Raw genomic sequence first — 20,176 nt, 5'->3', positions numbered from 1 at the left:
TACGTAGGAAAAAGACCGGCTAACGCCGGAATAGCCACAGGATCAGGCTGATCACGATCGAGACGATCAGTCCCGTCGTCAAGGGGAAATGGAAGCTGAAGCCTTCGCGCTCGACGTGAAAATCGCCGGGGAGCCGCCCGAACGGAAGGCGGGACACCCAAGGCCACAGCACGCCGACCACGACGGTCAGCGCGCCGACGATGATGAGCAGGCGTTGCATGGCGCGCCTCGCGTCGTGCTCGAATCGACGCGCACCCGCAAACCCGTCCCGGGTCGGCGGGTGCGGGTTGCCCTTACGCCTTCGTCGTCTGGAGGCGCTGCTCGCACGCGTCGACGACCGCCACCGCGGTGATGTTGACGAGGCGGCGCACCGTTGCGGACGGTGTCAGGATGTGCACCGGCAGCTTCGCGCCGAGCAGCATCGGACCGATCGAGACGCCGTCGCCGTTGGCCACCTTCATCAGATTAAACGAGATGTTCGCCGCGTCGAGGTTCGGCATCACCATCAGGTTCGCTTCGCCGACGAGCGACGATTCCGGATTCACCTTGGCACGGATCGCCGGCGAAATGGCCGAATCACCGTGCATCTCGCCGTCGCACTCGAGGTCCGGCGACGTGCGGCGCAGGATGTCCGCCGCTTCGCGCATCTTGCGCGCCGACGCCGAGCGCGAGCTGCCGAAGTTCGAATGCGACAGCAGCGCGACCCGCGGCTCGAGGCCGAAGCGGCGTAGCTCGTCGGCCGCCATGCGCGCGATTTCGGCGACTTCTTCGGCGTTCGGGTTCTCGTTGAGGTACGGGTCGGTGATCGCGAGCATGCGCTTCGGGAGCAGCAGCAGGCTCATCGTCGCGAAGAGTTTGGCGCCCGGCTTAAGGCCAATGACGTTCTCGACCTGGCTGAAGTGGTAGTCGTAGGTGCCGAAGGTGCCGCAGACCAGCGCGTCCGCGTCGCCGCGGCGGAGCACCATGCAGCCGATCAGCGTCGTGTCGCGCCGCATCTTCGCCTTCGCGATGTCGGGCGTAACGCCGTCGCGGCACATCATGCGGTGGTATTCCTGCCACAGCTCGCGGTAACGCGGGTCGGACTCCGGATTGATGATGTCGAAGTCGCGACCGGGCACGAGGTTCAGGCCGATCTTCTGGATCCGCATCTCGATGACGCTCGGGCGGCCGATCAGGATCGGACGCGCGATCTCCTCGTCGATGACGACGCGGGCCGCGTGCAGCACGCGCTCGTCTTCGCCTTCGGCGTACAGCACGCGCTTCAGTTCTGCCGGCACGCGCTTCGCGGCCGAGAACACCGGCTTCATCACGATGCCCGACGTGTAGACGAAATCGGACAGGCTGGCCGCATAGGCCTGGAGGTCGGCGATCGGCGTCGTCGCGACGCCGGACTCCATCGCCGCCTTGGCGACCGCGGGCGCGATCTTGACGATCAGGCGCGGATCAAACGGGCTCGGGATGATGTACTCGGGGCCGAAGCGCAAGTCCTCGCGGTCGTAGGCCGCGGCGACGATGTCGCTCTGCTCCGCCTGCGCGAGGTCGGCGATCGCCTTCACGCACGCAAGCTTCATCTCCTCGGTGATCTTCGTCGCGCCGGCATCGAGCGCGCCGCGGAAGATGAACGGGAAGCACAGGACGTTATTGACCTGGTTCGGGTAATCCGAACGGCCGGTCGCGATGATGCAGTCCGGGCGCGCTTCCTTCGCGACTTCCGGCAGGATCTCCGGATTCGGGTTCGCGAGCGCGAAGATCAGCGGCTTGTCGGCCATGCGCTTGACCATTTCGGGCTTCAGCACGCCCGCGGTCGACAGGCCGAGGAATACGTCGGCGCCCTCGATGACGTCACCCAGCGTCTTCGCGTCGGTGCGCTGCGCGTAGCGCGCTTTGTTCGACTCCATGTTCTCGTCGCGACCGGCGCTGATGACGCCTTTCGAGTCGCAGACATAGACGTTCTCTCGCTTCAGTCCGAGGCTCACCATCAGGTCGAGGCACGCGATTGCCGCGGCGCCCGCGCCGGAGCAGACGAGCTTCACCTTGCCGATGTCCTTGCCGACGATCTTCAGGCCGTTGATCAGGCCCGCCGACGAAATGATCGCGGTGCCGTGCTGGTCGTCGTGGAAGACGGGGATGTTCATCCGCTCGCGCAGCTTCTTCTCGATGTAGAAGCACTCCGGCGCCTTGATGTCTTCGAGATTGATGCCGCCGAGCGTCGGCTCGAGCGACGCGATGATCTCGATCAGCTTGTCCGGATCCTTCTCCGACAGCTCGATGTCGAAGACGTCGATGTTCGCGAACTTCTTGAACAGGCAGCCCTTGCCTTCCATGACCGGCTTGGCGGCAAGCGGGCCGATGTTGCCGAGCCCGAGCACCGCGGTGCCGTTGGTGACGACCGCGACGAGGTTGCCGCGCGAAGTCAGTTCGCGCGCCTCGTTGGGCTCAGCGACGATCGCATCGCACGCGGCGGCGACGCCCGGCGAGTACGCGAGCGCGAGGTCGCGCTGGTTCGTGAGGCTTTTCGTGGGAACGACCGAAATCTTGCCGCGCGTCGGGGAACGGTGATAGTCGAGTGCTGCGGCGATGAAATCCTGATCCATGTTCTCCCTCTCGGTTTGGATGAGTTGTTCTGTCTGGACGTGCGGGTGCCGGAAAATACGCGCCTACCCGCGCTTCGCCAATTGCGTAAACCCGCAGGCGCAATTTCCATTGCGTGCGGGCGACGGGTGACGATCACGGCGCGGGGCCGCGACGGGGCAATCCGGATTTCACATGACAGAGGCCTGAAAACGCCCGACAGGGGCCGATTTCGGCGCGCAGCAAGTTTAGCGCAGCGCCCGTCAGCTTGGGCAGGGATTGGTACGGGTTCACAAAACCGAAACGCGTGGGCGCAGCGGGAAAAGCGCGACCTATAACCCCTAACCGGTATGGTTTTTGGCACAATCCCGCAGCAGTCACGAAAGGAAGGCCAAAATGCGGCGCGTGGTGTTCAATCAGAAGGGCGGAGTCGGCAAATCGACCATTACCTGCAATCTCGCTGCGATCAGTGCGCAGCAAGGCAGCCGGACTCTCGTCGTCGATCTCGATCCCCAAGGCAATTCGACACAATACCTGCTCGGCTGCGGCGGCGAGACGCTTGAGGCGACCCTCGCGGACTTTTTCGATCAAACGCTGAACTTCAAGCTGAATCCGAAGCGAACCGAGCAGTTCATCGTCGCCAGCCCGTTCGAAGGGCTCGACGTGATGCCGTCGCATCCGGCGCTCGAAGATCTGCAAGGCAAGCTCGAATCGCGCTACAAGATCTACAAGCTGCGCGATGCGCTCGACGAACTGTCGCAGGATTACGACGTCGTCTACATCGACACGCCGCCGGCGCTCAACTTCTTTACCCGCTCGGCGCTGATCGCCGCGAACGGCTGCCTGATCCCGTTCGACTGCGACGAGTTTTCCCGCCGAGCGCTGTACTCGCTGCTCGAGAACGTGCAGGAGATTCGCGCGGACCACAACCGTGATCTTGCCGTCGAAGGCATCGTCGTCAACCAGTTCCAGGCACGCGCAGGACTGCCTCAGAAAGTCGTCCAGGAATTGATCGACGAGGGTCTTCCGGTGCTCACGCCCTACCTGTCCGCATCGGTGAAGATCAAGGAGTCCCACGAACAGTCGCGGCCGATGATCCACCTCGACCCGAAGCACAAGCTCGCGCAGGAGTTCGTCGCGCTGCACGATACGCTCGCACGCAAATACGGCACCTGACGCTCGTCCACGACCCGCGGTTCGCGCCATCGCGAGCCGTTGTCGGCCGCCGTCCTCGTCGCCCCGCGCCCGCGCAATGGCGAACGGGAACGCGACCCGGACCGCTGGTTCAGCGGTTCGCACATCGCAGCACTTCGCTCAGACCGGCGTGAGCTTCGCGACGCCGAGCAGCAGCCACTTGATGCCGGCCGCCCCGAAATTGATCTGCACGCGTGCGTCGGACCCGCTGCCCTCGGCGGCGACGATGACGCCCTTGCCGAACTTCGCGTGGCTGACCGTCTGGCCGATGCGCAGTCCGCCGACCTCCTGATTGCGGCGAGGCGGCACCGGTGCCGATTTCGCAACGGCGGCGCGCGACGGCTCGTAATAGCCCCCGAACCCGCTCCTCGCGGCACTCGCGCGCGAACTCGGCGCCGAAAGCCACTTCGTCAGCACCTCCGGAATCTCCTCGAGGAAGCGTGAGCGAAGGTTGTAGCGTGTCTGCCCGTGCAGCATCCGGCTCTGCGCGAACGACAGATAGAGCCGTTCCCGCGCGCGCGTGACCGCGACGTACATCAGGCGCCGCTCCTCCTCGAGCCCCTCGGTCTCCAGGATGCTGTTCTCGTGCGGAAACAGTCCCTCCTCGAGGCCGGACAGGAACACGACGTCGAATTCGAGCCCTTTCGAAGAGTGCACCGTCATCAGCTGCACCGCATCGCTCCCGGCATCGGCCTGGTGCTCGCCCGCCTCGAGCGACGCGTGCGCGAGGAAGTCCGCGAGCAAGGCGTGCGGCTGATCGAGCGCTTCGGCGCCCGCGCCGGATTCGGCGAGAAAATTGGCCGCCGCATTGATCAGCTCGTCGAGGTTTTCGAGCCGCTCCTGCCCTTCCTTCTCGTTGCGATAGTGCGCACGCAGGCCCGAGGCATCGAGGACGTGATCGACCATCTCGGGCAGCGGCAGCTTCGCCGTGTCGCGCCGCAAGCCCTCGATGAGGCGCACGAACTGCGCCAGCACCGTCCCGGGCTTGCCGGCGAGATGCGGGACCGATGCGTACAGACTGCTGTTCCAGGTCTTCGCCGCGTCCTGCAGCACTTCCAGCGACCGCGCACCGATGCCGCGGGCCGGGAAGTTCACGACGCGGCTGAACGCCGTGTCGTCGTCCGCGTTCGCGATCAGCCGCAGGTATGCGAGCGCATGCTTGATCTCCTGTCGCTCGAAGAAGCGCAGGCCGCCATACACGCGGTACGGAATTCCCGCCGAAAAGAGCTGATGTTCGAGCACGCGCGACTGGGCGTTGGAGCGATAAAGCAGCGCGACGTCCGAGCGGCTCGCTCCGTCACGCACGAGCGATTGGATCTCCTCGACGATCCAGCGCGCCTCGTCGAGATCGGCGAGTGCCTCGAAAACGCGAATCGGCTCCCCGGCGCCGCGCTCGGTCCACAAATTCTTGCCGAGGCGCGCGGTATTGTGACGAATGATTGCGTTCGCGGCGTCGAGAATATTGCCGTGAGAGCGGTAGTTCTGCTCAAGGCGGATCACGTTCGAGACCTGGAACTCGCGCTCGAAGTCCCGCATGTTGCCGACCTCGGCCCCGCGAAAGCGATAGATCGACTGGTCGTCGTCTCCGACGCAGAAAAGGCTCGCGCCGCCGTCCCGCCCCTCGTCCGCGAGCAGTTTCAGCCAGCGATATTGCAGTCGGTTCGTGTCCTGGAACTCGTCGACGAGGATGTGCCGGAAACGGCGCTGATAGTGTTGGCGAAGCGGCTCGTTGCGCTCGAGCAGTTCGAAGCTGCGAAGCAACAACTCCGCAAAATCCACAACAGACTCGCGCTGGCACTGCACCTCATACTCCGTATAAAGCTCTACCCGGCGGCGGGTATATTCATCCCAGGCTTCGACGGCGTGCGGACGCAGGCCCGCCTCCTTCTGGGCGTTGATGAAATGCTGCAGTTCGCGGGGCGGAAATTTTTCGTCATCGACGTTGAGCGCCTTGAGCAGCCGCTTGATTGCGGCGAGCTGGTCGCCCGAGTCGAGGATCTGGAAGAGTTGCGGCAAACCGGCGTCGCGATGGTGGGTACGCAGTAAACGGTTGCAGAGGCCATGGAAGGTACCGATCCACATGCTGCGCGCCGAGCGGTTGAAGTTCAGCGGAAGCATTGCCGACAGACGCGCGAGCAGTTCCTTCGCGGCCTTGTTCGTAAAAGTAACGGCAAGAACGCCATGCGGATCCACCTGTCCTGTCTGGACGAGCCATGCAATGCGAGTCGTCAGGACGCGAGTCTTGCCGGATCCGGCACCGGCGAGGATCAAGGCGTGCTGGGACGGCAATGTGACCGCCTGGAGTTGCTGGGGATTGAGATTGGCTAGCAGGTCTGACATCGAGGTTTCCTTGGTTGCCCGTGATTTTACCGGGCCCGGAGGAAGGCTGGAGCAGGAGCGCGCGAACCGCGCGAATGGAACGAGCAGGGGAACGGGTGATGAGGTGTTGCGCTGCCGCAACACGCACTTGATCAAACTACCGTCTTTCCATTATTTTTTGAATTGTGCGTAGCAACATTTGATTGAGGTTTATCAAGGACGCTGCGAGTGGTTCCAAGGAAAAATGCCGGAACCTCTGATGTTGCAGCGCATTAACGGCGCCAGACGGAAGGGTAGGCTTACGAGGCTTGCCCGGGCGCACGAGGCCGACAAGGCCACTGGAGAACAGACATGAAGACACCGAAGCTTTTGCCCTGGTATGCCAGCAAAGCCGGCGTATCGCTCGAACGCGCGACCGTGCTGTGGTACAAGGCCGTGCGCGAAGCCACCGCCGCGACGGGCTGGGTCGGCAACGCCGAATACTGGGGCGAGGCGATGAACACCTTCCAGCGGTTGCTCGAAGAGGAACAGGCCACGATGTGCGCACCGCGCGTCATGCCGCTCGTGCGCACCCAGAATCGCCTGTGGCGCCTGCCGCTGACCGCGTTCGAAGACGTCGTGTCGGCGATGTCCGCGAACTGGCATCAACATTCCGGCGGCCCGCGCAAAGCGGCCTGAGCCCTTCCCGAACCTCCCGCGACGCCTCGACGTCGCGGCACCCCCTCCCTCCTCTCCGTTCATGGAGATTTTGCATCCGGCTCGACCGGATGCATTTTTTTGTCTTCGGCCCGGCATCGACAACGCGCATAGAGGCGCGCGCGGTTGAAGCAGTCCCGTCTTCCGCACGGCTCCCGGATCGCAACCCGGCAAGCGTAGCGTCGATCGATCGGATCGCGCAGCGCCTCGCGTCCGGCGGGCCCCGCCTTCGCGATATACTTGCGCGTTTTCCACGCCGCGACTCCAGCCCCGCCATGCAGGACAAATACACTCCCGCCGCAGTCGAAGCCGCCGCCCAGCAGCACTGGGAGGACACCGAGGCCTTCCGTGTCGCCGAGGACGCCGGCAAGCCGAAGTACTACTGCCTGAGCATGTTCCCGTATCCGTCGGGAAAGCTCCACATGGGGCACGTGCGCAATTACACGATCGGCGACGTGCTGTCGCGCTACCACCGGATGCGTGGCTACAACGTGCTGCAACCGATGGGGTGGGACGCGTTCGGGATGCCGGCCGAGAACGCCGCAATCCAGAACAATGTGCCGCCGGCGAAATGGACCTACGCGAACATCGAATACATGAAGGCGCAGCTGAAGCGTCTCGGTTTCGCGATCGACTGGTCGCGCGAACTCGCGACCTGCAAACCCGACTATTACCGTTGGGAGCAGTGGCTGTTCACGCGCCTGTACGAGAAAGGGCTGATCTACAAGAAACTTGGCACAGTGAACTGGGACCCGGTCGATGAGACCGTGCTCGCGAACGAGCAGGTCATCGACGGCCGCGGCTGGCGCAGTGGCGCGCTGATCGAGAAGCGCGAGATCCCGATGTACTACATGAAGATCACCGCCTACGCGGATGAGCTTCTCGATGCGCTCGACACGCTGCCGGGCTGGCCGGAGCAGGTCAAGCTGATGCAGAAGAACTGGATCGGCCGCTCCGAAGGCGTAGAGGTCCATTTCCCGTACGACGTCGCGACGATCGGCCACCCGGGCGTGCTGAAGGTGTTCACGACACGCGCGGACACGCTGATGGGCGCGACCTACGTCGCGGTCGCCGCCGAGCACCCGCTCGCGCTGCAGGCGGCCGCAAACAACCCCGCGCTCGCCGCATTCGTCGAGGAATGCCGGCACGGCGGCGTCGCCGAGGCGGACCTCGCGACGATGGAAAAGAAAGGGATGGCGACCGGGCTGCGTGTCGTGCACCCGATCACCGGCGAACATCTCGATGTCTGGGTCGCCAACTACGTGCTGATGGGTTACGGCGAAGGCGCGGTGATGGCCGTCCCGGCGCACGACGAGCGGGATTTCGCGTTCGCGACCAAGTACAAGCTGGCCGTCCGCCAGGTCGTAGATGCTCAAGCAGCAGACTCTGGATTTCAGCAATCCATCGCGGACACTCGGAAGAACCGCGAAAAGCTTCCCGAGCAGCGAGAGTTCTCTGCCTCCTTTAGCAAAATTACAAGTGATTTCAGTTCTTCCCGATGGTTGGATTGGTATGCAGCTCATGGCCGGCTCGTCAATTCCGGCAAATACGACGGCCTGCACTTCCAGGAGGCGGTCGACGCCATCGCGGCCGACCTCGACGCGAAGGGCCTGGGCGCAAAGCGCACGCAATACCGGCTGCGCGACTGGGGCATTTCGCGCCAGCGCTACTGGGGATGCCCGATCCCGATGATCCGCTGCGGCGACTGCGGCGACGTGCCGGTGCCCGACGACCAGTTGCCGGTCGTGCTGCCCGAGAACGTCGAAATCACCGGCCGCGGGTCACCGCTCGCGAAGATGCCGGAGTTCTACGAATGCGACTGCCCGAAGTGCGGCAAGCCGGCAAAGCGTGAAACGGACACGATGGACACGTTCGTCGAGTCCTCGTGGTACTTCCTGCGCTACGCCTCGACCGACAACGCGGACGCGATGCTCGACGGACGCGTCAATTACTGGGCCCCGGTCGACCAGTACATCGGCGGCATCGAGCACGCGATCCTCCACCTGCTCTACTCGCGCTTCTTCACACGCGCGATGCGCGACGAAGGCCTCGTCAATGTCTCGGAACCCTTCACGAACCTGTTGACGCAGGGAATGGTCGTCGCCGAAACCTATTACCGCGACGCGGCAGGCGGCAAGAAGCAGTGGATCAACCCGGCCGACGTCGCGATCGAGCGTGACGAAAAAGGCCGCGTGGTCGCCGCTAAGCTCGTCGCCGACGACCAGCCGGTCATCATCGGCGGCACCGAAAAGATGTCGAAGTCGAAGAACAACGGCGTCGACCCGCAGGCCCTCGTCGACCAGTACGGCGCGGACACCGCACGCCTCTTCATCATCTTCGCCTCGCCGCCCGACCAGCAGCTCGAATGGTCCGACTCCGGCGTCGAAGGGGCGTATCGCTTCCTGCGGCGCGTGTGGGCGTTCGGTCACGCCTTCGCGAGCGAATTCCGCCCGCAGCTGCCAGCCGAACGCCGCTTGCCGGTCGGACAAGTGCCCGAGACGCTCGCGGCCGTGCGACGGGAAATCCACGCCAACCTCAAACAGGCGAACTACGACTTCGGCAAGCATCAATTCAACACCGTCGTTTCCGCGGCGATGAAGACGCTTAACTCGCTCGAGAAGGCGCCGCGCGACGATGTCGCCGCTCACGCCGAAGTCGCCGAGGAAGGCCTGGGCATCCTGCTGCGCCTCCTCGCGCCCATCACCCCGCACATCACGCAGGCCCTATGGCACGACTGCGGCTTCGGCGGCGAACTGCTCGATGCGAACTGGCCGGAGCCTTCCGAGGACGCGCTGAAACAGGACGAAATCGATCTCGTCCTGCAGGTCAACGGCAAGCTCCGTGGCAACGTTCGGGTGTCGGCGGGTGCAAGCGCATCGGAGATCGAAGCGCTCGCGCTGGCGTCGGAAGCGGCGCAGCGGTTCATGGAAGGCAAGCCGCCGCGCAAGGTGATCGTGGTGCCGGGCCGCCTCGTCAATATCGTCGTCTGACACGGATTGCCGATGACCTCCCCCGTTCGCCGCCGTCTCATTCTCGCCCTAGGCGCCGCCGCGATGGCGACCTCGCTGCCAGGTTGCGGCTTTCAGCTCCGCGGCCCGCGGCCGCTTCCGTTTTCGAGCATCCACCTCGGCGTCAGCACCCATTCCGATCTCGGCTCCTCGCTGCGCCGGCGGATTCTCGCGAACGGCAACACCGAAGTCGTGGACGACCCCGCGAAGGCGGAAGTCCGCCTCGAGATCCTGCAGAATGCGGCCGACCGCGAAATCCTGACGCTCACCGGCGCCGGCAAGGTGCGCGAGTACGAACTCCGGCACACCATGACATTCCGTCTCGTCGGTCGCAACGGTGCCGAGTGGGTCGCGCCCACGACGATCGCGGCAAAGCGTGAATACAACTTCGACGACTCGCAGGTGCTCGCGAAGGAGCAGGAAGAAGCGCTGCTTTTCCGCGACATGCAGGCCGATCTCGTCGACCAGCTGATACGCCGCCTCGCCGCAGCCAATCCGTGAATCTGCGGCCCGACCAGTTACGCGCCCATCTCGACAAGCCGCTCGCACCGCTCTACCTGCTGCACGGCAACGAGCCGCTGCTCGTCCTCGAAGCGGCCGACCTCGTGCGCGCGGCGGCGCGGCGGCAAGGTTTCGAAGAACGCGAAACGCTCGTCGTCGGCCAGGGTTTTCGCTGGGACACGCTCGCCGGGGCCGCGGGCAATTTCTCGCTGTTCGGCGGCTCGAAGCTGATCGACCTGCGCATCCCGAACGGGAAACCGGGACGCGAAGGGGGCGACGCGCTGCAGCGGCATGCCCGTACTGCCGGCAGCGGGATCGTCACGCTCATCACGCTGCCCGAAGTCGATTGGGCAACGCGCAAGACCGCGTGGTACACGGGGCTCGCCGAAGCGGGCATCGCCGTGGAGCTGAACGCGCCCGAACGCGAGCGTCTGCCGGAGTGGATCGCCGGGCGCCTCGCGCTGCAGAAGCAGGTTGCCGAGCCCGAGGCCCTGAGTTTCATCGCCGAGCACGTCGAAGGCAACCTGCTCGCCGCGCATCAGGAAATCCTCAAGCTCGGCCTGCTCCATGGCGAGGGCCGACTCGGCGCCGACGACGTCCGCAACGCGGTGCTCAACGTCGCCCGCTACGACATCGACAAGCTGCGGCAGGCGCTGATCGAAGGGGATCCGGCGCGCTGCACGCGACTCCTCGAAGGATTGCACGGAGAAGGCACGGCACCGCCGCTCGTGCTGTGGGCGCTCGCGAACGAGACCCGCACACTCGCAGCGCTCGCGAGCGGGCTTGCGTCGGGCCAGCCGCTCGCAAACCTGATGAAGGCCGAGCGCATCTTCGACGAACGTCGCAGGCAGGCAATCCAGCGCGCATTGCCGCGCCTGCGGCCGGCAGCCCTGCGCGCGGCCCTGCTGCATGCTGCAAAGATCGACCGCATCATCAAGGGTCTCGCCGCCGGAGACGTCTGGGACGAATTCCTGCAACTTGCGCTGCGAATCTGCCGCCGCTGAGCGCTCTCATCAGCGACGGTTTGCTCCGGCTATCGTCGCGCTGACGGTGTGTTCGTCCCGCTGCATATCCCGCCCGGCACCTTTCGCTGAATCGGATTACCGTTGCGGTCCGTGCGAGGCTGGCAGATCGGGCCCGATCGATGCTTTAATTTCGTTTTACCGGCATTCGAGACCGCCATGGAACTCCGCAATTACATGCAGACGCTCGGCCGCGCCGCCCGCGCCGCTTCCCGCGTGCTCGCGGCCGCGACAACGGCCAGCAAGAACGACGCCCTCCTCGCGATGGCCGCGTCGATCCGCGAACGTCGTGCGCAACTGCTCGCGGCCAACGCGCTCGACCTCGAAGCGGCACGGGCCGCGGGGCTCGAACCGGCGCTGATCGACCGCCTCACCCTGACGGACAAGGGCGTCGAGGCAATGGCCGAAGGGCTCGAACAAGTGGCCGCGCTACCCGATCCGGTCGGCGAAATCACCGATGTGAAACGCCGCCCCTCCGGCATCGAGGTCGGAAAAATGCGGGTGCCGCTAGGCGTCATCGGCATCATTTACGAAGCGCGGCCGAACGTGACTGCAGACGCCGCGGCGCTGTGTCTGAAGTCCGGCAACGCGGCGATCCTGCGCGGGGGCAAGGAAGCGCTGCATTGCAACCAGGCGATCGCAGCCTGCGTCCGCGACGGGCTCGCCGCCGCCGGCCTTCCCGCGAGTGCGGTACAGGTGGTCGAAACGACCGACCGCGCGGCCGTCGGTCATCTGATCACGATGCCGGAATTCGTCGACGTCATCGTCCCGCGCGGAGGCAAAGGCCTGATCGAGCGCATTTCGGCCGAAGCCCGCGTGCCCGTGATCAAGCATCTCGACGGCAACTGCCACGTCTATATCGATTCGGATGCGGATCCCGCGAAGGTCGTTCCGATCGTCGAAAATGCGAAAACGCAGCGCTATGGCACCTGCAATACCGCCGAGTCCCTGCTCGTCGCCCGCGACGTCGCGGCACGCTTCCTGCCCGAAATCGGCCGCATGCTCGCCGCGAAGGATGTCGAAATGCGCGGCTGCGCAGAGTCGTTGTCGATCCTGCGCGAAGCGGGCGTCTCCGAACAGAAGCTCCGCGCGGCAACCGAGCAGGATTGGCACGAGGAATATCTTGCGCCGGTAATCGCGGTAAAGGTGGTCGCCGATATCGACGACGCGATCGCCCATATCAACAATTACAGCTCGGGTCATACGGAAGCGATCGTCAGCGAGAACTACACGAAGGCGATGCGCTTTCTGCGCGAAGTCGATTCCTCTTCGGTGATGATCAATGCCTCCACTCGCTTCGCGGACGGCTTCGAATACGGGCTCGGCGCGGAAATCGGCATTTCAACCGACAAGATCCATGCTCGGGGACCGGTCGGACTCGAGGGGCTGACGAGCCAGAAATGGATCGTGTTCGGCCACGGGGAGACGCGGCGCTGACTTCCGCTCGCAATACCGCAGGTCGCGCGGTCGGTTCGTCTTCGGACCACTTCGCGGCCGTCCTCTCGTTGCCGTTCAGCGCGTTCGGCATCCGCCTCGCCGGAGATGTCGTCGACGAGCTCGTGTTCCTGCCGCCCGAGACTCCGCCGTCGGCCCCTGATTGCGCGCTCGCCGAGCAGGTCGCGTTGCAGATCGGTCGGTGGCTCACCGATCCCGAGCAACCTTTCGAATTGCCACTCGCGATCCGCGGCACCGCTTTCCAGCGCCGGGTTTGGAACGCGATCGCTGCTATTCCGCTCGGCGAGTATCGGCGCTACGGCGCCCTCGCATCCGAGCTCCATACCGCTGCGAGAGCGGTCGGTCAGGCGTGCGGCGCGAATCCGTTTCCACTCGTGATTCCGTGCCACAGGGTTGTTTCGGCGGCCGGACTCGGGGGATTCGCCAACGCGACCGACGGTTATCTGATCGACGCGAAGAATTGGCTGCTGGAGTTCGAGGCCGCCCATTGAGCGGCATCGAGACAAACCTGAGCGCGGAAACCCGTGCCGAACTCGATGCTTTCATCGATGAGGTCTGGCTCGAACACGGCCTCGCCCGCAATACGTTATCCGCCTATCGCAGCGATCTCGCCCTTTTCGCTCTTTGGCTCGGCAAGCGCGGCACACAATTACGCGCTGCATGCGCCGATGACCTTGCCGCCTATCTCGCCGAATTCTCGCAGCGATCCAAACCATCGAGCCAACGTCGCCTGCTCTCCGCGTGGCGACGCTATTACCGCACTCTGCTTTCGAATGGCCGGATCATCGACGACCCGACCGTTCTGCTCGACCCGCCAATGCGCGCCGAGCGGTTTCCGAAAACATTGTCCGAGGCCCAGGTTGAAGCGCTGCTCGCCGCGCCCGATGCCGACACGATTTTCGGCCTTCGCGACCGCGCCATGCTCGAAGTTCTGTACGCGGCCGGCCTGCGCGTTTCCGAGCTCGTCGGACTGAAGATATTCGCGGTCAACCTGATCGACGGCGTGATTCGAGTCACCGGCAAGGGCGACAAGGAACGGCTCGTCCCGCTCGGCGAAGCGGCCGTCGACTGGATGCAAAAATACTTGGCGGAAGCCCGGCCCCCCCTTCTCTCCGGCAGAGTCAGCGATGATGTCTTTCTGACGCGATTCGGGGCCGGCATGACGCGCCAAATGTTCTGGCGGATCATCAAGCACTATGCGATCAGTGGCGGAATCTCCCCCACATCGATTTCCCCGCACACGTTGCGCCATGCATTTGCGACCCACCTGATCAACCATGGCGCCGATTTGCGCGTCGTGCAGCTGCTGCTCGGGCACGCCGACATTTCCACGACGCAAATCTATACCCACGTTGCGCGCGAACGACTGAAGGCCTTGCACGCCCGCCACCATCCGCGCGGCTGACATTACCGCGAAAGTCGGCGGGAAGAAACGACACCAATGAATCCAGGAGCGAGTGCATGAGCAAACCCGGATCGCGGGCGCCGGAAACGCCCGCCACCCGTTTCCTAAAGCAGCATCACATCCCGTACTCGACGCATCTTTATCCGTATGAGCCGCATGGCGGAACGCGGACGTCGGCGCGCGAACTGAACGTATCGGAACATTCGGTCGTCAAGACGCTTGTGATGGAAGACGAGAACGCCAGCCCGCTGCTCGTGCTCATGCACGGAGATCGCAAGGTATCGACGAAGGAACTGGCCCGACAGATGGGCCGCAAACGCATCGCGCCGTGCCCCCCGGAGCGAGCCACGCACCACTCCGGCTATCTCGTCGGCGGAACCTCGCCATTCGGCACTCGCAAACCGCTTCCGGTATTCGTCGAGAAGACGATCCTCGATCTGCCGCTCATTTATATCAACGGCGGACGGCGGGGCTTTCTCGTGAGCGTGAACCCCAATGATCTGTCGCGCGTATTGAGCGTGCAGATCGTCAATGCGGCAATTGAATGATTTTTCATCCCAGGATTCTAATTCCGAAGCTTTACTGGCAGAATAAGTATGCCGGGCCGTTGACATGGCAAAACTACGGATTGACGACCCGGCCTCATATCAAGACAAAATTCAATAACTGGAGAAACCATGGAACTGGCCAAGCTGTCGCTGACTGAATTGCGCCGCCTTCAATCGCGGGTCGAGACCGAGATTCGCCGGAGGAGCGATAGCGCCCGCCGTGATTTGCTCAAGAAAGTGCAGAAAATGGCGGCCGAAGAGGGGCTGTCGCTCAGCGATCTCCTCGGCAGCGCTTCTTCAACCGGCGAGGAAAAGCAGCCTTCCGCCGCCAAGCGCAAGACCAAGCCTGCGGCAAAGAAGAACGGTACGCTGCCGGCGAAATACCGTCATCCCGAAAACCCCGCAGTTGGCTGGAGCGGGCGGGGCAGAAAGCCGCAATGGGTGATCGACTGGCTCGCGCAGGACAAACCGCTGGCCGAACTGGAAGCGAGCGCAGGGAAATAAAGAGCCACGGGAACGCCTTCTCGAATCGACCTGTCGCCGATCGGGCGTTCCCGCTCAGCTGGCGGAAGGCGGGAGCGAAATGCCTTCCCGCCCCCGCTGGATGTACACGCCGACGCGGCGCACACCTTTCATTACTCCCATCTTTGCAATCCGGATCTTGACCCACGGTGCACCGAACTCATCGAACAGCAGATTGACGACGAATTCGCCCAGAGTCTCGATCAGATTGAAGTGCCGGTTCAGGAGCTCGTGACGGATCCGCTCTATCACTTCGGCGTAGTTGATCGTGTCGCCTATGTCGTCGCGTTCCGCAGCCGAATCCGGCACCCCGAACGTAAGGTTGAATTCGACGGTTTGCGGCGCGGCCTTCTCGCGGGGATAGATCCCGACCCAGGCCTGAACCCGCAGTTCCTCGATGAAGATGAAATCCATGTTGTTTCCCGATTAGAATCGCGGCAATTTTAGGTGAAAACATGACCCTTCTGCCTTTATTGCTCGCGGCCTATGCGCTCGGGTCGATTCCATTCGCGATCGTTTCGAGCCGCCTGTTCGGCCTCGCCGATCCCCGGAAATACGGCTCCGGAAACCCCGGCGCGACGAATGTGCTGCGCAGCGGCAACAAGACGGCAGCATTGGTGACCCTCGTCGGCGATTGCCTTAAGGGCTGGCTCGCCGTATGGGCCGCGGCACGACTCGGTTTTTCACCGCTCGAAGCGGCGCTCGCCGGCCTCGCCGCATTCCTCGGCCACGTATTCAGCGTCTTTCTGCGATTCAACGGCGGCAAAGGGGTCGCGACCGCGCTCGGCGTTCTCGCCGGAATCAACGGGTGGATCGCATTCGTCGCGCTGTCTGTCTGGCTCGCTGTCGCATTCTTAACACGATACTCGTCGGTCGCTGCGCTGTCGGCGGCCGCGGCGGCGCCGATCGCGGGGCTCGTACTGCTCGGCCCAGACCCGATCGTCGTCGTTCTGGTGATTGTTGCCGCCGTACTGGTCTGGCGTCACACAGCGAACATTCGCAAATTGCTCAGCGGCACCGAAAGCAAGATCGGCGGTCGACGCGCCTGAAACAACGGAAACACCTGGAACCTCGCCGTCAGGCGCTCAAGCTTGCCACGCCGGCGACCCGACCTTCCCTTTTCACTTGCATCGGTCACCCGGAAACGCCGGGAGCCTTCAGGTCGGCGAGCGGCCAGCGAGGAAAGACGCGCACCGCAAAACTGTCCGCTCCCGCCTGTCCGGCCGCAAAGCGACGAGCACCGGCGAACGCGATCATTGCGCCGTTATCGGTGCAAAGTTCCGGTTCGGGGTAATACACTTCCCAGCCCTTGCGCCGCGATGACGCATCGAGGCGCTCGCGCAGCTTTCGATTCGCCCCTACTCCGCCCGCCACGACGAGCCGCGTCAGACCGGTCTGCTGCAACGCCATGAGCGATTTCGCGGACAGCACCTCGACGACCGCCTCCTGGAAGTCCGCAGCGAGGTCGGCCGCGTCCCGTTCCGGACGCCACTCCTGCCGTGACACGACATTGAGCACCGCGGTCTTGAGGCCGCTGAAGCTGAAGTCGAGATCGCCGGAATGCAGCATCGGGCGCGGCAGACGGAATCGCCCGACCTCGCCGGCTTCGGCAAGTCGCGCCAGCTGAGGCCCGCCCGGATAACCGAGACCGATTAGCTTCGCGGTCTTGTCGAAGGCTTCGCCGGCCGCATCGTCGAGCGTTTCACCGAGCAACACATATTCGCCGACGCCGGTCACCTGCATCAGCTGCGTGTGACCTCCGGAGACCAGCAACGCGACGAACGGAAACTCGGGCGGCTCGGCTGCGAGCAGCGGCGACAGCAGATGACCTTCGAGATGATGAACCGGCAATACCGGCACGCCGAGCGAAAGGCCGAAGGCCTCAGCAAAGCTCGCACCGACGAGCAGCGCACCCGCAAGCCCCGGGCCGGCCGTGTACGCGATCGCATCGAGCTCGCCCGCGCTACACTCCGAAGCAGCGAGTACCTGTCTGACGAGCAGCGGGAGACGGCGGATATGATCGCGCGACGCGAGCTCGGGGACGACGCCGCCGTATTCGGCGTGCAGCTCGATTTGCGAATGCACGCAATGCCCGAGCAAGCCGCGTTCGGTGTCGAACACCGCTACGCCCGTTTCATCGCACGAAGTTTCGATTCCCAGCACTCTCATTCCTGACCGCCTATGGCCCTTTGCGTCGAGAACCGTCCATTCTACCGGCCCGCACGACGAGAGGCTAAGGTTGTACTTGGCGAGGAATGCTCGCGCCGCTATAATCCACCTTTTTCCGCCCACAGACACTCAAGGAAGCAAGCAATGCCGGGTATCCGCGTCAAGGAAAACGAGCCGTTCGAAGTCGCCATTCGCCGCTTCAAGCGCACCATCGAAAAAACCGGTTTGCTGACCGAGCTTCGCGCCCGCGAGTTCTACGAAAAGCCGACCGCGGAACGCAAGCGCAAGTCCGCCGCCGCAGTGAAGCGCAACCACAAGCGCCTGCGCAGCCAGACCCTGCCGCCGAAGCTGTACTGATCCTTTCGGTTTCAGTCGGCGGATCTCCACGCCGGGCGCGGATCATAGGATCGCGCCCGGCGTGGCGTTTTCATTTTTCGATCGAGAGCACGCCATGTCTCTGAAGGCCCGAATCCAGGACGACATGAAAGCAGCGCTGCGCGCGAAGGATAGCGCGAGGCTGTCCGCGGTGCGCCTGCTGATCGCCGCGATCAAGCAGCGCGAGATCGACGAGCGAGTCGAGCTCGACGACAGCGCGGTCATGGCGACGGTGGAAAAGCTGGTCAAGCAGCGCCGTGACGCGGCGACCCAGTACGACGCGGCCAATCGCCCAGAACTCGCGGCGAACGAGCGCTTCGAGATCGACGTGCTGTCGGCCTACCTGCCGGAAGCGTTGTCCGACACGGAACTCGACGCCGAGATCGACGCAGCGCTGGCGGAGAGCAAGGCCAGCAGCCCCGCCGACATCGGTCGGGTGATGGCCGCGCTGAAGCCTCGCCTGGCCGGCCGCGCGGACATGTCGGAGGCCTCCCGACGGGTGCGCGAAAAGCTCTCCCGCTGAATTACCGCCGCATCGGGCGAGCATCCGCTCGACCATGATCCCGCAGTCATTCATCCAGGACCTCCTCGCCCGCGTCGATATCGTCGACGTCATCGAGCCTTACCTGCCCCTGAAGAAGGGCGGCGCGAACTACTTCGCCTGCTGCCCGTTTCACGGCGAAAAGTCGCCGTCTTTTTCCGTCAGCCCGAGCAAGCAGTTCTACCACTGCTTCGGTTGCGGCGCGCATGGCAGCGCGATCGGCTTCCTGATGGAATACACCGGACTGCCGTTCGTCGAAGCCGTCAAGGAGCTGGCTTCGCGCGCGGGACTTCAGGTTCCGCAGGAGGGCGGCGTCGGCCCACGGATCGAAGCCGGGCAAAATGACGCCCTCGTCGACGCGATGTCGCGAGCGGCGCGCTTTTACCGCGACCAGCTGAAACACGCGCCGGCAGCGATTGCCTACCTCAAACGTCGAGGTGTCTCCGGCGAAGTCGCTGCCCGCTTCGGCATTGGTTACGCGCCCGACGACTGGCAGGGTTTGCAAAAGACCTTCACCGAATACGATTCGAAGACGCTCCTCGACGCAGGTCTCGTCATCGAGAATGAAGCGGGACGCCGGTACGACCGCTTCCGCAACCGGATCATCTTCCCGATCCAGGACCGTCGCGGCCGCGTCATCGCATTCGGCGGCCGGGTGCTCGACGGCGGCGAGCCGAAATACCTGAACTCGCCCGAAACGCCGCTTTTCGAAAAAGGGCGTGAACTCTACGGCCTGACGCAGGCGCAAAAGTCGATCCGCGACAGCGGCTATGCCCTCGTCGTCGAGGGCTACATGGATGTCGTCGCGCTCGCGCAGTTCGACATCGGCAACGCGGTCGCGACGCTCGGCACGGCGACGACGCCGCACCACATCCACGCACTGCTGCGTCACTCGCAGCGTATCGTCTTCTGCTTCGACGGCGATGCTGCGGGTCGCAAAGCCGCCTGGCGCGGACTGGAGTCCGCCCTCGAAGCCCTGCGCGACGACGTCACACTTGCTTTCCTTTTCCTGCCCGAACAGCACGACCCGGACTCGTTCGTTCGCGCCGAAGGCAGCGAAGCCTTCCGCCAGGCGGCCGCGGCCGCGACGCCGCTCGCGACCTTTTTACTCAACGAACTCAAGGCGAGTTGCCCGCCCGACACCGCGGAAGGACGCGCGCGCCTCGTGCATGAAGCGAAGCCGCTCGTGACCCGCATCGCCGCGCCGATGCTCCGGCTGCAGGTGATCAAGGCGGTCGCCGAACTCGGCGGATTCAGTCAGGCCGAGGTCGAGCGGGCGTTCGGGCTCGACCTCGCAGCGCCCACAGCGGCAAGCAGAGTCGAGTCGGGCGACCGGCCGGCGTGGCGGTCCGGTAACGCCGCCGCACGACCTCCTCGCGGTCGTCGCAAACCCCCGTCGGCGACCGCAACCCTGCTGCGCCTCGTGCTGCAGCACCCGGTCCTGGCCGCGCGACTGCCGGTGGACCTGGTCCCAGCGACGAACCCCGAGGGCGAGGCGCTGGTCGCAATCATCGACGCGACGAGCACAGGCGACCTTCCCGCGAACGCAGGGCTCGGCGCGCTGGTCGAACGCTTCCGTGAGACAGCCCACGGCGAAGTGCTGGCGCGATGCGCCGGCGAGCTCGTCGAAGCGGAATTCGACGACGACATCGTGGAAACGCTGTTCGAAGACGCGCTGCGCAAGCTCCACGCCGACGCGATCGCCCGCGAAATCGAGGAATTGACCGCGAGGGAGCGCGAGACCGGACTGTCGTCGACCGAACGCCGCCGCCTCGCCGCGCTGCTAATGGAAAAAATGAAACTCGTCAACGTCGGAAAAGTCAAAGATTTTTAGTATATAATTGTCGGTT

General features: G+C 64.2%; 19 protein-coding genes. 14 read left to right on the top strand and 5 right to left on the bottom strand.

Annotation, left to right across the window (positions count from 1 at the left end; genetic code table 11):
* Positions 1 to 19 precede the first annotated feature (19 nt).
* Both ROZ37_RS10435 and ROZ37_RS10430 read right to left on the bottom strand, forming a co-directional pair.
* The gene (locus ROZ37_RS10435; protein ID WP_312659278.1) at positions 20 to 220 is read right to left on the bottom strand and encodes a DUF2905 domain-containing protein; all 201 of its coding nucleotides are present in this window, start codon (positions 218 to 220) and stop codon (positions 20 to 22) included.
* A gap of 73 nt (positions 221 to 293) precedes the next feature.
* Positions 294 to 2,594, bottom strand: a complete 2,301-nt coding sequence (locus tag ROZ37_RS10430) for an NADP-dependent malic enzyme (protein WP_312659277.1) — start codon at positions 2,592 to 2,594, stop codon at positions 294 to 296.
* A gap of 373 nt (positions 2,595 to 2,967) precedes the next feature.
* Here ROZ37_RS10430 and ROZ37_RS10425 point away from each other — a divergent pair, with 373 nt between their 5' ends.
* Positions 2,968 to 3,747, top strand: coding sequence for a ParA family protein (locus ROZ37_RS10425; protein WP_312659276.1), 780 nt, complete (start codon positions 2,968 to 2,970; stop codon positions 3,745 to 3,747).
* Between the two features lie 138 nt (positions 3,748 to 3,885).
* Here ROZ37_RS10425 and ROZ37_RS10420 read toward each other — a convergent pair whose 3' ends face one another.
* Positions 3,886 to 6,105, bottom strand: a complete 2,220-nt coding sequence (locus ROZ37_RS10420) for a UvrD-helicase domain-containing protein (protein ID WP_312659275.1) — start codon at positions 6,103 to 6,105, stop codon at positions 3,886 to 3,888.
* A gap of 330 nt (positions 6,106 to 6,435) precedes the next feature.
* On the opposite strand from ROZ37_RS10420, the gene ROZ37_RS10415 reads away from it, so the two are divergent.
* The 9 genes from ROZ37_RS10415 (at position 6,436) to ROZ37_RS10375 (ending at position 15,223) form a co-directional block, all read left to right on the top strand.
* Entirely contained in the window at positions 6,436 to 6,762 is a 327-nt protein-coding gene (locus ROZ37_RS10415) for a hypothetical protein (protein WP_312659274.1), read from the top strand.
* A gap of 293 nt (positions 6,763 to 7,055) precedes the next feature.
* Complete coding sequence (gene leuS / locus ROZ37_RS10410; RefSeq protein WP_312659273.1) at positions 7,056 to 9,770, top strand: leucine--tRNA ligase; 2,715 nt, start codon at positions 7,056 to 7,058, stop codon at positions 9,768 to 9,770.
* A 12-nt stretch (positions 9,771 to 9,782) separates the two neighbouring features.
* On the top strand, positions 9,783 to 10,289 hold the full coding sequence (gene lptE / locus ROZ37_RS10405) for an LPS assembly lipoprotein LptE (protein WP_312659272.1): 507 nt from the start codon (positions 9,783 to 9,785) through the stop codon (positions 10,287 to 10,289).
* Positions 10,286 to 11,293, top strand: a complete 1,008-nt coding sequence (holA, locus tag ROZ37_RS10400; RefSeq protein WP_312659271.1) for a DNA polymerase III subunit delta — start codon at positions 10,286 to 10,288, stop codon at positions 11,291 to 11,293. The genes lptE and holA overlap by 4 nt, the downstream gene beginning before the upstream one ends.
* A 177-nt stretch (positions 11,294 to 11,470) precedes the next feature.
* Positions 11,471 to 12,748, top strand: a complete 1,278-nt coding sequence (locus ROZ37_RS10395; protein ID WP_312659270.1) for a glutamate-5-semialdehyde dehydrogenase — start codon at positions 11,471 to 11,473, stop codon at positions 12,746 to 12,748.
* Entirely contained in the window at positions 12,712 to 13,257 is a 546-nt protein-coding gene (locus ROZ37_RS10390; RefSeq protein ID WP_312659269.1) for a methylated-DNA--[protein]-cysteine S-methyltransferase, read from the top strand. The genes ROZ37_RS10395 and ROZ37_RS10390 overlap by 37 nt, the downstream gene beginning before the upstream one ends.
* Positions 13,254 to 14,171, top strand: coding sequence for a site-specific tyrosine recombinase XerD (xerD, locus tag ROZ37_RS10385; RefSeq protein ID WP_312659268.1), 918 nt, complete (start codon positions 13,254 to 13,256; stop codon positions 14,169 to 14,171). Before ROZ37_RS10390 ends, xerD begins: the two co-directional genes overlap by 4 nt.
* Before the next feature lie 56 nt (positions 14,172 to 14,227).
* On the top strand, positions 14,228 to 14,719 hold the full coding sequence (gene ybaK / locus ROZ37_RS10380; RefSeq protein ID WP_312659267.1) for a Cys-tRNA(Pro) deacylase: 492 nt from the start codon (positions 14,228 to 14,230) through the stop codon (positions 14,717 to 14,719).
* A 129-nt stretch (positions 14,720 to 14,848) separates the two neighbouring features.
* Positions 14,849 to 15,223, top strand: coding sequence for an H-NS histone family protein (locus ROZ37_RS10375; protein WP_312659266.1), 375 nt, complete (start codon positions 14,849 to 14,851; stop codon positions 15,221 to 15,223).
* A gap of 54 nt (positions 15,224 to 15,277) precedes the next feature.
* On the opposite strand, the gene ROZ37_RS10370 is transcribed toward ROZ37_RS10375, so the two are convergent.
* Positions 15,278 to 15,655 carry a dihydroneopterin aldolase gene (locus ROZ37_RS10370; RefSeq protein ID WP_312659265.1) on the bottom strand — a complete coding sequence of 126 codons (378 nt, stop codon included), beginning with the start codon at positions 15,653 to 15,655 and terminating at the stop codon, positions 15,278 to 15,280.
* A gap of 41 nt (positions 15,656 to 15,696) precedes the next feature.
* Here ROZ37_RS10370 and plsY point away from each other — a divergent pair, with 41 nt between their 5' ends.
* A complete protein-coding gene (plsY, locus tag ROZ37_RS10365) occupies positions 15,697 to 16,290 on the top strand; it encodes a glycerol-3-phosphate 1-O-acyltransferase PlsY (RefSeq protein WP_312659264.1) in 594 nt (197 codons plus the stop codon).
* Between the two features lie 85 nt (positions 16,291 to 16,375).
* Here the strand turns inward: plsY and tsaD are convergent, their stop codons facing one another.
* Positions 16,376 to 17,410 carry a tRNA (adenosine(37)-N6)-threonylcarbamoyltransferase complex transferase subunit TsaD gene (gene tsaD / locus ROZ37_RS10360; protein ID WP_312659263.1) on the bottom strand — a complete coding sequence of 345 codons (1,035 nt, stop codon included), beginning with the start codon at positions 17,408 to 17,410 and terminating at the stop codon, positions 16,376 to 16,378.
* 144 nt (positions 17,411 to 17,554) lie between these two features.
* Here tsaD and rpsU point away from each other — a divergent pair, with 144 nt between their 5' ends.
* The 3 genes from rpsU (at position 17,555) to dnaG (ending at position 20,160) form a co-directional block, all read left to right on the top strand.
* The gene (gene rpsU, locus ROZ37_RS10355; RefSeq protein WP_011238288.1) at positions 17,555 to 17,767 is read left to right on the top strand and encodes a 30S ribosomal protein S21; all 213 of its coding nucleotides are present in this window, start codon (positions 17,555 to 17,557) and stop codon (positions 17,765 to 17,767) included.
* 94 nt (positions 17,768 to 17,861) lie between these two features.
* Positions 17,862 to 18,308: a GatB/YqeY domain-containing protein gene (locus ROZ37_RS10350; protein WP_312659260.1), complete on the top strand. Its 447-nt coding sequence runs from the start codon at positions 17,862 to 17,864 to the stop codon at positions 18,306 to 18,308.
* Positions 18,309 to 18,342: 34 nt separating this feature from the next.
* Complete coding sequence (gene dnaG, locus ROZ37_RS10345) at positions 18,343 to 20,160, top strand: DNA primase (protein WP_312659258.1); 1,818 nt, start codon at positions 18,343 to 18,345, stop codon at positions 20,158 to 20,160.
* Positions 20,161 to 20,176: the final 16 nt, after the last annotated feature.

The organism is Aromatoleum sp., from assembly GCF_032027225.1.
GTDB lineage: Bacteria > Pseudomonadota > Gammaproteobacteria > Burkholderiales > Rhodocyclaceae > Aromatoleum.
Note: the sequence above shows the minus strand (reverse complement) of the source record. Positions and strands in the feature narration are given on the sequence as shown.

Excerpts from the sequence above, each read along its gene's own strand:
- ROZ37_RS10435 (WP_312659278.1), bottom strand. The coding sequence starts at position 220 with ATGCAACGCCTGCTCATCATCGTCGGCGCGCTGACCGTCGTGGTCGGC.
- ROZ37_RS10430 (WP_312659277.1), bottom strand. The coding sequence starts at position 2,594 with ATGGATCAGGATTTCATCGCCGCAGCACTCGACTATCACCGTTCCCCG.
- ROZ37_RS10425 (WP_312659276.1), top strand. The coding sequence starts at position 2,968 with ATGCGGCGCGTGGTGTTCAATCAGAAGGGCGGAGTCGGCAAATCGACC.
- ROZ37_RS10420 (WP_312659275.1), bottom strand. The coding sequence starts at position 6,105 with ATGTCAGACCTGCTAGCCAATCTCAATCCCCAGCAACTCCAGGCGGTC.
- ROZ37_RS10415 (WP_312659274.1), top strand. The coding sequence starts at position 6,436 with ATGAAGACACCGAAGCTTTTGCCCTGGTATGCCAGCAAAGCCGGCGTA.
- leuS (WP_312659273.1), top strand. The coding sequence starts at position 7,056 with ATGCAGGACAAATACACTCCCGCCGCAGTCGAAGCCGCCGCCCAGCAG.
- lptE (WP_312659272.1), top strand. The coding sequence starts at position 9,783 with ATGACCTCCCCCGTTCGCCGCCGTCTCATTCTCGCCCTAGGCGCCGCC.
- ROZ37_RS10395 (WP_312659270.1), top strand. The coding sequence starts at position 11,471 with ATGGAACTCCGCAATTACATGCAGACGCTCGGCCGCGCCGCCCGCGCC.
- ROZ37_RS10390 (WP_312659269.1), top strand. The coding sequence starts at position 12,712 with ATGGATCGTGTTCGGCCACGGGGAGACGCGGCGCTGACTTCCGCTCGC.
- ybaK (WP_312659267.1), top strand. The coding sequence starts at position 14,228 with ATGAGCAAACCCGGATCGCGGGCGCCGGAAACGCCCGCCACCCGTTTC.
- ROZ37_RS10375 (WP_312659266.1), top strand. The coding sequence starts at position 14,849 with ATGGAACTGGCCAAGCTGTCGCTGACTGAATTGCGCCGCCTTCAATCG.
- ROZ37_RS10370 (WP_312659265.1), bottom strand. The coding sequence starts at position 15,655 with ATGGATTTCATCTTCATCGAGGAACTGCGGGTTCAGGCCTGGGTCGGG.
- plsY (WP_312659264.1), top strand. The coding sequence starts at position 15,697 with ATGACCCTTCTGCCTTTATTGCTCGCGGCCTATGCGCTCGGGTCGATT.
- tsaD (WP_312659263.1), bottom strand. The coding sequence starts at position 17,410 with ATGAGAGTGCTGGGAATCGAAACTTCGTGCGATGAAACGGGCGTAGCG.
- rpsU (WP_011238288.1), top strand. The coding sequence starts at position 17,555 with ATGCCGGGTATCCGCGTCAAGGAAAACGAGCCGTTCGAAGTCGCCATT.
- ROZ37_RS10350 (WP_312659260.1), top strand. The coding sequence starts at position 17,862 with ATGTCTCTGAAGGCCCGAATCCAGGACGACATGAAAGCAGCGCTGCGC.
- dnaG (WP_312659258.1), top strand. The coding sequence starts at position 18,343 with ATGATCCCGCAGTCATTCATCCAGGACCTCCTCGCCCGCGTCGATATC.